We start from the raw sequence: 8,471 nt of genomic DNA, 5'->3' as shown, positions 1-8,471 counted from the left end.
GTGCGTGAGCCGGCGCGGGAGCAGCTTTTTGTGTTGTCGGCGCGGACCCCCGAAGGGCAGCGACCATGTCATCGCACAACAACGCCGAAACCGCCGGCGCGGCGGCCACGCCCGGCAAGGCCCGGTCCGGAACCCGCAGTCCCGTCGCCCGCTTCTTCCAGGCAACGGAACTCGACACCCGCCTTCTCGGCATGATCGGCGCGCTGATCGTCCTGTGGATCGGCTTCGACATCGCCTCGGGCGGCGTCTTCCTGACCCCGCGCAATCTCTGGAACCTCTCCGTCCAGACCTCGTCCATCGCGGTCATGTCGACCGGCATGGTGCTGGTCATCGTCACCCGCAACATCGACCTGTCGGTCGGCTCCGTGCTCGGCTTCATCGGCATGATCATGGGCGTCACCCAGGCGATCGAGATCCCGCAATATCTCGGCTACGAGCACCCGGCGACATGGGCCATCGCGCTTGCCGTCGGCGTCGTGCTCGGCGGCGCCATCGGCATGCTGCACGGCTATGTGATCTCCTATCTGGGCGTGCCCGCCTTCATCGTCACCCTCGGCGGCCTGCTCGCCTGGCGCGGCGCCGCCTGGTGGGTGACATCGGGCCGGACGGTCGCGCCGATGGACGGCAACTTCAAGCTCATGGGCGGCGGCGTCGACGGCGCCGTCGGCGCGACGGCGAGCTGGATCATCGGCATCGTCGCTTGCCTCGCCATCATCGCGCTGCTGCGCTACGGCCGCACGCAAAGGCAGCGCTTCAATTTCCCGCTGCGGCCGATCTGGGCCGAGTTCACCCTCGGCGCCATCGGCTGCGCGGTCGTGCTCGGGGCCGTCACGGTGGCCAATTCCTATCCCTGGCCGCGGCGCATCGCCGAGCGCTACGCCGAGGCCAACGGCATCCCGATCCCGGAGGGCGGCCTGTTCATTTCCCATGGCCTTGCCGTGCCGGTCCTGGTCGCGCTCGGCGTCGGCGTCGTCATGACCTTCGTTGCCACCCGCACCAAGTTCGGCCGCTACGTCTTTGCCATCGGCGGTAATCCGGAAGCGGCGGAACTGGCCGGCATCAACACCCGCCGCACCACCATGCTTGTCTTTATGGTCATGGGCATGCTGTGCGCCATCGGCTCGGCGATCTCCACGGCCCGGCTCAATGCCGCGACCAACGCGCAAGGCACCCTCGACGAGCTCTACGTCATCGCCGCCACCGTCATCGGCGGCACATCGCTTGCCGGCGGCGTCGGCACCATCGCCGGCGCCATGCTCGGCGCCGTGGTCATGCAGTCGCTGCAGTCGGGCATGGTGCTGATGGGCATCGACTCTCCGCTGCAGAACATCGTCGTCGGCATCGTTCTGGTCATCGCCGTCTGGGTCGACACCATGTACCGCAAGCGGACGTGACAGGAAGGAATTCCGCCATGCAGGGATCGAACACGCCCCTTATCGAAATGATCGACATGTGCAAGTCGTTCGGCGGCGTCCACGCCGTCGACCACGTCTCGGTCGACCTCTATCCGGGCGAGGTGATGGGCATCCTCGGCCACAATGGCGCCGGCAAGACCGTGCTCATCAAGATGCTGTCCGGTGCGATCAAGCGCGACAGCGGCACCATCAAGGTCAATGGCGAGGTCGCCAACATCAACAATCCGCGCGACGCCAAGCACTACGGCATCGAGACCATCTACCAGACGCTGGCGCTCGCCGACAACCAGGACGCGCCCGCCAACCTCTTCCTCGGCCGCGAACTGATGACCGGTTGGGGCACCCTCGACGACGTCGCCATGGAGGCCGAGACCCGCAAGGTGATGAACCGGCTGAACCCCAACTTCGCCAAGTTTAAAGCACCGGTTAAGGCGCTCTCCGGCGGCCAGCGCCAGTCGGTGGCGATCGCCCGCGCGATCTATTTCAATGCCAAGGCCCTGATCATGGACGAGCCGACCGCGGCGCTCGGACCCCAGGAGACCAAGCAGGTGGCGGACCTGACGATCCAGCTCAAGAAGGAGGGGATCGGCATCTTCCTCATCAGCCACGACCTGCACGACGTCTTCGACCTCGCCGACCGGGTCAGCGTCATCAAGAACGGTCGCCTCGTCGGCACCGCGCGCACCAGCGAGGTCACCAAGGACGAGGTGCTCGGCATGATCATCCTCGGCAAGTGCCCGGCCGCCGCCACGCCCGGTCCCGGCGCGCTGGAACGCGACGCGGCCTGAGCGCCGCAAAGACAGAAACACTCCGGTGCGGCCGTCCGGCCGCGCCGCCCAACAATAGGAAAAAAACGTGTATCTCGGCATCGATATCGGCACCTCCTCCGTCAAGACGGTGCTGATCGACGCCGGCCAGACCGTTCTGGCCAGCGCCACCTCCGATCTCTCCGTCTCAAGGCCCCAGTCCGGCTGGTCGGAGCAGAGCCCTGAAGACTGGTGGCAGGCAACGCTTGCGACCATCGACAGCATCGCAAAGAGCCACCCCAAGGAGCTGGCGGCCGTTGCCGGCATCGGCCTTTCCGGCCAGATGCACGGCGCCACGCTGCTCGGCGCCGACGACAACGTGCTACGTCCGGCGATCCTCTGGAACGACGGCCGCTCGGCGGCGGAATGCCGCGAACTGGAAGAGCGCTGCCCGAGCCTTCGCGCCATTGCCGGCAACATCGCCATGCCGGGCTTCACCGCGCCTAAGATCGAGTGGGTGCGGAAGCACGAGCCCGAGGTTTTTGCGCAGATCGCCAAGGTGCTGCTGCCCAAGGACTATGTCCGTCTGCGGCTTGCCGGCGTGTATGCATCCGACATGTCGGATGCGGCCGGCACCCTCTGGCTCGACGTCGCCGGCCGCCGTTGGTCGGATGAGTTGCTGGACGCCACGGGCCTCAATGAGAGCCAGATGCCGACGCTCGCCGAAGGCACGGACGCGACGGGAAACCTGCGTGACGAGCTGCGCGAGCGTTGGGGTATTTCCGGCAACGTTGTCATCGCCGGCGGCGGCGGCGACAATGCGGCGTCTGCCTGCGGCATGGGCACGATCACGCCCGGAAGCGCGTTCCTTTCCCTCGGCACCTCCGGTGTCCTCTTCGTCTCCAATGCCGCCTTCGCCCCCAACACCGACGGCGCCGTCCACGCCTTCTGCCACGCCGTGCCGGACACCTGGCACCAGATGGGCGTCATCCTGTCGGCCACGGACAGCCTCAACTGGCTGGCAACGCTGACTGGCCGCTCGGCGCCTGAACTCACCGCAGAAGCCGGCATGGACGTTGCCGCCCCGTCGCCGGTCGTCTTCCTGCCCTATCTCTCCGGCGAGCGCACGCCACACAACGATGCGGACGCCCGCGGCGTCTTCGTCGGCATCGACCATTCCTGCGACCGGGCGGTGATGACCCGGGCGGTGATGGAGGGCGTCGGCTATGCGTTCCGGGACTGCCTCAGGGTCCTGAACGCCGCTGGCACGGACATTTCGAGCGCGCTCGCCGTCGGCGGCGGCGCCCGCTCGGCCCTGTGGCTGAAGATCGCCGCGTCGATCCTCAATCGGCCGCTGGAAATCCCCCATGGCGGCGAGACCGGGGCGGCCTTCGGCGCCGCCCGTCTGGGCCTCGTCGCCGCCACCGGCGCGGACCCCACGGAGATCTGCACCAAACCCGACATCGAGGCGGTCGTTGAGCCCGATGCGGCCCTTGCCGCCCGCTACGACGACGGCTACGGGCGCTACCGCGCGCTCTATCCGGCAATCAAGGAGGTCATGAGCAAATGAGCGATTTCTTCAAGGGCATCGAACCGGTCCGCTACCAGGGCCCGGACAGCACCGACCCGCTGTCTTTCCGGTTCTACGATCCGGACCGCGAGGTGCTCGGCAAGCGCATGGAAGACCATCTGCGCATGGCCGTCTGCTACTGGCACTCCTTCTGCTGGCCGGGCGGCGATCCGTTCGGCGGCCAGACCTTCGACCGGCCCTGGTTCGGCGATGCCATGAAGGACGCCAAACTAAAAGCGGATGTCGCCTTCGAGCTGTTCGACCTCCTCGGCGCGCCGTTCTTCACCTTCCACGATCGCGACATCGCGCCGGAAGGCGAGAGCCTTTCCGAATCGAACCGCAATGTCCGCGAGATCGCCGGCTATTTCGCCAGCAAGATGGAGACGTCGAAGACCCGGCTCCTCTGGGGCACGGCGAACCTCTTTTCCAACAAGCGCTACATGGCCGGTGCCGCGACCAATCCGGACCCGGACGTCTTTGCCTATGCTGCGGGGCAGGTGAAGAACTGCCTTGAGGTCACCAAGGACCTCGGCGGCGCCAACTACGTGCTGTGGGGCGGCCGCGAGGGCTACGAGACGCTGCTCAACACCGACATCAAGCGCGAGCTCGACCAGCTCGGCCGCTTCCTGTCGCTGGTCGTGGAACACAAGCACAAGATCGGCTTCGACGGCACCATCCTGATCGAGCCCAAACCCCAGGAACCGACCCGCCACCAGTACGATTTCGACGTCTCGGCCGTGTTCGCCTTCCTGCAGCGCTACGGCCTGGAAAAGGAGGTCAAGGTCAACATCGAGGTCGGCCACGCCGTCCTTGCCGGCCATTCCTTCGAGGACGAGATCTGCGCGGCGCAGGCCTACGGCATCTTCGGTTCGGTCGATGCCAACCGCAACGACTACCAGTCCGGCTGGGACACCGACCAGTTCCCCAACAACGTGCCCGAACTGGCGCTCGCCATCTATTACATCCTGAAGGGCGGCGGCTTTGCGACCGGCGGTTTCAACTTCGACGCCAAGCTCAGGCGCCAGTCCCTCGACCCGGTCGATCTGGTGCATGGCCATGCCGGCGGCATGGACGTCTGCGCCCGCGCGCTGCTCGGCGCCGCCGCCATGCTCGAAGACGGCTCCCTTGCCAGCTTCGTCGACGACCGCTATGCCGGCTGGGAGACGCCGGAGGCAAAGGCGATGCTTTCCGGCCAGCGCAGCCTTGCCGACATCGCCGAACGGGTGGAGCGGGACGGGCTCGACCCGAAGCCGCGCTCCGGCCGGCAGGAATTTCTGGAAAACCTGGTCAACCGCTTCGTCTGACCGGGTGAGCGGGAAAAGGACCTTCGGATGACGATTGCGAAATTTGGCGAAACGGCATCCGGGGAACCCGTCGAGGTCATCACGCTTTGCGGCGGCGGGCTCACGGTCAAGCTGCTCACCCTCGGCGCCCTGGTGCACGACATCCGGATGGACGGCATCGCCCATCCGCTGGTGCTCGGCATGAACAGTGTCGCCGACTATCAGGCCCACGCCCGCCATTTCGGGGTCCTCGCCGGACGCTTTGCGAACCGCATCGGCGGCGGCCGCTTCTCCCTCGACGGCATCGACTACCAGCTCGACTGCAACGAGAACGGCGTCACCCACCTCCATGGCGGCAGCGCCGGCTTTTCCGACGCGGTCTGGGAGATCGTCGATGCCGATGACGACTGGGCGACGCTCACGCTGATTTCGCCGCGCGGTGCGGCGGGCTATCCGGGCAAGGTCGAGGTCATCGCGGTCTATCGCCTGAACCCCGGCGGCGTGCTGGATCTCGACATTGTCGCGACGACCGACGCGCCGACGCTGATGAACGTCACCACCCACGGCTATTTCAATCTCGACGGCTCGGAGACCATCGACGGCCACCGGCTGGAGATCGCCGCGGAGACCTTTACGCCCGTCGACGATAGGATGGTGCCGACGGGGGAGGCGGCGCCGGTCGCTGGCACGCCGTTCGATTTCCGGCAAGCCCGAGAACTTGCGGGGACCAGCCTCGACACCAATTTCTGCCTTGCCGACAAGCGCCGGAAAGAGCCGGAGTTTGCTGCAAAGGTCACGGCGGGCGGCCTTGTCATGGACGTGATGACGACCGAGCCGGGCCTTCAGGTCTATACGGGCGAGGGCGTCGGCCCGCCGGTGCCGGGTCTCGATGGGCGCCGTTATGGCCCGCGCGGCGGCCTCTGCCTGGAGCCGCAGGTCTGGCCCGATGCGCCGAACCATGAGGGCTTTCCCTCCGCGGTCCTGCGCCCCGGCGACGTCTACGAGCACGTCACACAATACGTTTTCGAAAAGGTCTGAACTTCGGACGGTCCGCTTATCGTCGCGGTGGCTGTAGCGCTGCGAAGAGGCCGAGGAGTGAACCCTCCATCAGCCAGGCAAGCCCGAGCCTTGCCCCGAGCGCGATCGAAATCATCACCACCGGTGCGGTGATAGACAACGTGGCGACGGCCGACAGCCCCTGGCCGATGGTGCAGCCCATGGCAAGCACGCCGCCGGTTCCCATGAAGAAGGCCCCGACCAGATGGCGGCGCAGCTCGCGCGCGTCGTCGCAGGCCTCCCAGCGGAAGTCGCGCGCCCGGATCGCGCCGCCGAAGGCACCGGCGATGACGCCGAGGACGGCGCCGATGCCGAAATCGATCGTGGCGCCGGAATAGGTCATCACATAGACGATGGTGTTGCCGAGCGGGCGCACGAAAGTGAACGATTCCACGCGCTGCGGATCGAACGGATCGGCGATCAGATAGCCGGTGGCGATCCAGCCGAAGCCGACGGCCGCCCCCACCGCGAGCCCGGCGACGACGAGCCGCCAGGTCGCCCGGAAGAACGCGTCCTTGAGGGCCCAAAGGGCAAGGCCAAGGGCGATCGCATAGCCCCAGAACGGCCCGGTGTTGAGCCCGAACGCAGTGTCGAGGATGGTGTTGAGGCCGGCGCCGCCGATGGGCGCAAGGTCGATGGCGGCAAGGTCGAGGACGTTTTCCCGGAACATGCCGGTAATGCCGGCCATCGCCGTATAGGCCGAGACCCCGATGACGAGAAAGACGACGATGGCGCGCAGATCGCCGCCGCCGATGCGGGCGAGCGTGCCGAAGCCGCAGGTGCCGACCAGCGCCATGCCGGCGCCGAACAGGAGCCCGCCGAGGATCGCGCTCAGCCACGGAAAAGTGGTGTGGTGGTAGATGGAAAGGGAGAGGTCGACGAGGCCGGCGGACACCGCCGTCTGGGTGATGACGAGGGCGACCGCGATCGCCAGGGCCCAGGCGCGCAGCCGGCGCAGATCGCCCGCAAAGAACGCGTCTTCCAGCGCCTGCAATGTGCAGAAACGGCCCGTACGGGCCGCGTATCCCATGACCGCGCCGCCGGCAAAGCCGCACAGCGCGCCGGCCACAGGCGCGGCGAGTCCTTCCATCGACGTTTCCTAGCCCTAAGGGTTTTTGTTTTCCCTATCGAGCATCGGAATTGTCTAAAGTACAAGAGGCAAGGTGAGATTTGATCTCGGGCGAAGGTCTGTTTTTGCGCGAAAGCCGCTGCGGAGCGCCGGGCAATGAGCTGGGAGGAGCTATTGACCCGGGCGGCAGTCCGGCCGGCAGAAGACGTCGTAGATGGCGTCGATCACCCGATGCACGTTCTTGTTTTCAATGCTGTAATAGATCGTCTTGCCTTCCCGGCGGGTCGACACCAGACGGTCCATGCGCAACCGCGCGAGCTGCTGCGAGACGGTCGGCTGCCTCAGCGCCAGCATCGATTCCAGTTCGGTGACGGATTTTTCGCCCTCGGCGAGGATGCACAGGATCAACAGCCGGCTTTCGTGGGAAAGCGCCTTCAGGAAGTCGCTCGCTTCCTTGGCGTTGTCGACGATGCGTTCCAGCTCCGGCGAATACACCAATTCCTGAACGCTGGGTACGGTCAAATCAGTTCTCCTCTTGCCCCGTCATCCGCGGCGCAACGGACTCACATTCGCTTTCATACAGTGCGAAGTCTCAACAGTCCGCCAATTGAGCGTTGTGAATAGGATCGGCCTTCGCGGCAGCCTTCGCCGAAACGTGCCGGAATGGCCCGTGGTTCCGGCAGACGGACAGCATTGCTGACCTTACCGCACTCCGCCGCGGCCGTGAAGTCGCGGCCCGGCGCGACGGCAGGCCGCGGCGTGCCTGCTGCGGCCTGCGGTCGCCGGAAAAAGGCATCGCCCGGCCCGGGCGGCGGGGGCGTTGCGGGAAAAAGCCCGGAATGCTGGCGCTTTTCCAGCTTGGCGAGCAGCTCCGAGAGCATGAACCAGAAGAACTCCTCGCCGGGATAGCCGCGAATCCGCCCGATTTCCCTGCCGTCTTCGACAAGCACGAAACTTGGTGTAAAGGTCTCAAGCCGGATGTCCTTCAGATCGTCCGGCAGCGGCTGGTGGATATCGATTCGGCGAAGCGGGGCGCGCCGGCCTTCCGCGGTCTTTGGATAGATCGGCGCGATCTCGGCATCGAACCGTTCGCACCAGGGACAGCCGTCGCGCTCCAGGACGAGGAGTTCGGCCGCGCCCGCCGGGCCCGCCGAGAGCACGAGGCCGGTCAGGAAACCGAAGAGGCAGCGCCTGAGGAGCTTGAAGCGCGTGAGCATTTGACCCCATCACGATGGTGCGAGTTTGCCGATCGCCGGCTTTCCGCATCGGGTTTTATGATATATGCGCGTCTTGGAATGCGAAATCGAAATGTCACCGGCGCGTCAATTCGGC

At 66.2% G+C, this 8,471-nt stretch carries 8 protein-coding genes; 5 read left to right on the top strand and 3 right to left on the bottom strand.

Annotation, left to right across the window (positions count from 1 at the left end; all coding sequences use genetic code 11):
• Positions 1–65 precede the first annotated feature (65 nt).
• The 5 genes from CH339_RS04585 to CH339_RS04565 all read left to right on the top strand — a co-directional run bounded on the left by CH339_RS04585 (position 66) and on the right by CH339_RS04565 (position 6,052).
• The gene (locus CH339_RS04585) at positions 66–1,394 is read left to right on the top strand and encodes a sugar ABC transporter permease (protein WP_111433109.1); all 1,329 of its coding nucleotides are present in this window, start codon (positions 66–68) and stop codon (positions 1,392–1,394) included.
• A gap of 17 nt (positions 1,395–1,411) precedes the next feature.
• Positions 1,412–2,203, top strand: coding sequence for an ATP-binding cassette domain-containing protein (locus CH339_RS04580; RefSeq protein ID WP_111433108.1), 792 nt, complete (start codon positions 1,412–1,414; stop codon positions 2,201–2,203).
• 67 nt (positions 2,204–2,270) lie between these two features.
• Positions 2,271–3,731 (top strand): xylulokinase, encoded by a 1,461-nt coding sequence (xylB, locus tag CH339_RS04575; protein ID WP_111433107.1) that lies wholly within the window; start codon positions 2,271–2,273, stop codon positions 3,729–3,731.
• Complete coding sequence (gene xylA, locus CH339_RS04570; RefSeq protein ID WP_111433106.1) at positions 3,728–5,035, top strand: xylose isomerase; 1,308 nt, start codon at positions 3,728–3,730, stop codon at positions 5,033–5,035. The genes xylB and xylA overlap by 4 nt, the downstream gene beginning before the upstream one ends.
• 27 nt (positions 5,036–5,062) lie before the next feature.
• Entirely contained in the window at positions 5,063–6,052 is a 990-nt protein-coding gene (locus CH339_RS04565; protein WP_111433105.1) for an aldose epimerase family protein, read from the top strand.
• Positions 6,053–6,068: 16 nt separating this feature from the next.
• Here CH339_RS04565 and CH339_RS04560 read toward each other — a convergent pair whose 3' ends face one another.
• The 3 genes from CH339_RS04560 to CH339_RS25315 all read right to left on the bottom strand — a co-directional run bounded on the left by CH339_RS04560 (position 6,069) and on the right by CH339_RS25315 (position 8,356).
• The gene (locus CH339_RS04560; RefSeq protein WP_111433104.1) at positions 6,069–7,160 is read right to left on the bottom strand and encodes a YeeE/YedE family protein; all 1,092 of its coding nucleotides are present in this window, start codon (positions 7,158–7,160) and stop codon (positions 6,069–6,071) included.
• A 150-nt stretch (positions 7,161–7,310) separates the two neighbouring features.
• Positions 7,311–7,661, bottom strand: coding sequence for an ArsR/SmtB family transcription factor (locus CH339_RS04555; protein ID WP_111433103.1), 351 nt, complete (start codon positions 7,659–7,661; stop codon positions 7,311–7,313).
• Between the two features lie 53 nt (positions 7,662–7,714).
• Positions 7,715–8,356: a thioredoxin domain-containing protein gene (locus tag CH339_RS25315; RefSeq protein ID WP_306461166.1), complete on the bottom strand. Its 642-nt coding sequence runs from the start codon at positions 8,354–8,356 to the stop codon at positions 7,715–7,717.
• Positions 8,357–8,471 lie beyond the last annotated feature (115 nt).

It is taken from the genome of Rhodobium orientis (assembly GCF_003258835.1).
In the GTDB taxonomy this organism is placed as follows: Bacteria; Pseudomonadota; Alphaproteobacteria; order Rhizobiales; family Rhodobiaceae; genus Rhodobium; species Rhodobium orientis.
This window is presented reverse-complemented; position numbering and strand designations above follow the sequence as displayed.

Excerpts from the sequence above, each read along its gene's own strand:
- CH339_RS04585 (WP_111433109.1), top strand. The coding sequence starts at position 66 with ATGTCATCGCACAACAACGCCGAAACCGCCGGCGCGGCGGCCACGCCC.
- CH339_RS04580 (WP_111433108.1), top strand. The coding sequence starts at position 1,412 with ATGCAGGGATCGAACACGCCCCTTATCGAAATGATCGACATGTGCAAG.
- xylA (WP_111433106.1), top strand. The coding sequence starts at position 3,728 with ATGAGCGATTTCTTCAAGGGCATCGAACCGGTCCGCTACCAGGGCCCG.
- CH339_RS04565 (WP_111433105.1), top strand. The coding sequence starts at position 5,063 with ATGACGATTGCGAAATTTGGCGAAACGGCATCCGGGGAACCCGTCGAG.
- CH339_RS04560 (WP_111433104.1), bottom strand. The coding sequence starts at position 7,160 with ATGGAAGGACTCGCCGCGCCTGTGGCCGGCGCGCTGTGCGGCTTTGCC.
- CH339_RS25315 (WP_306461166.1), bottom strand. The coding sequence starts at position 8,356 with ATGCTCACGCGCTTCAAGCTCCTCAGGCGCTGCCTCTTCGGTTTCCTG.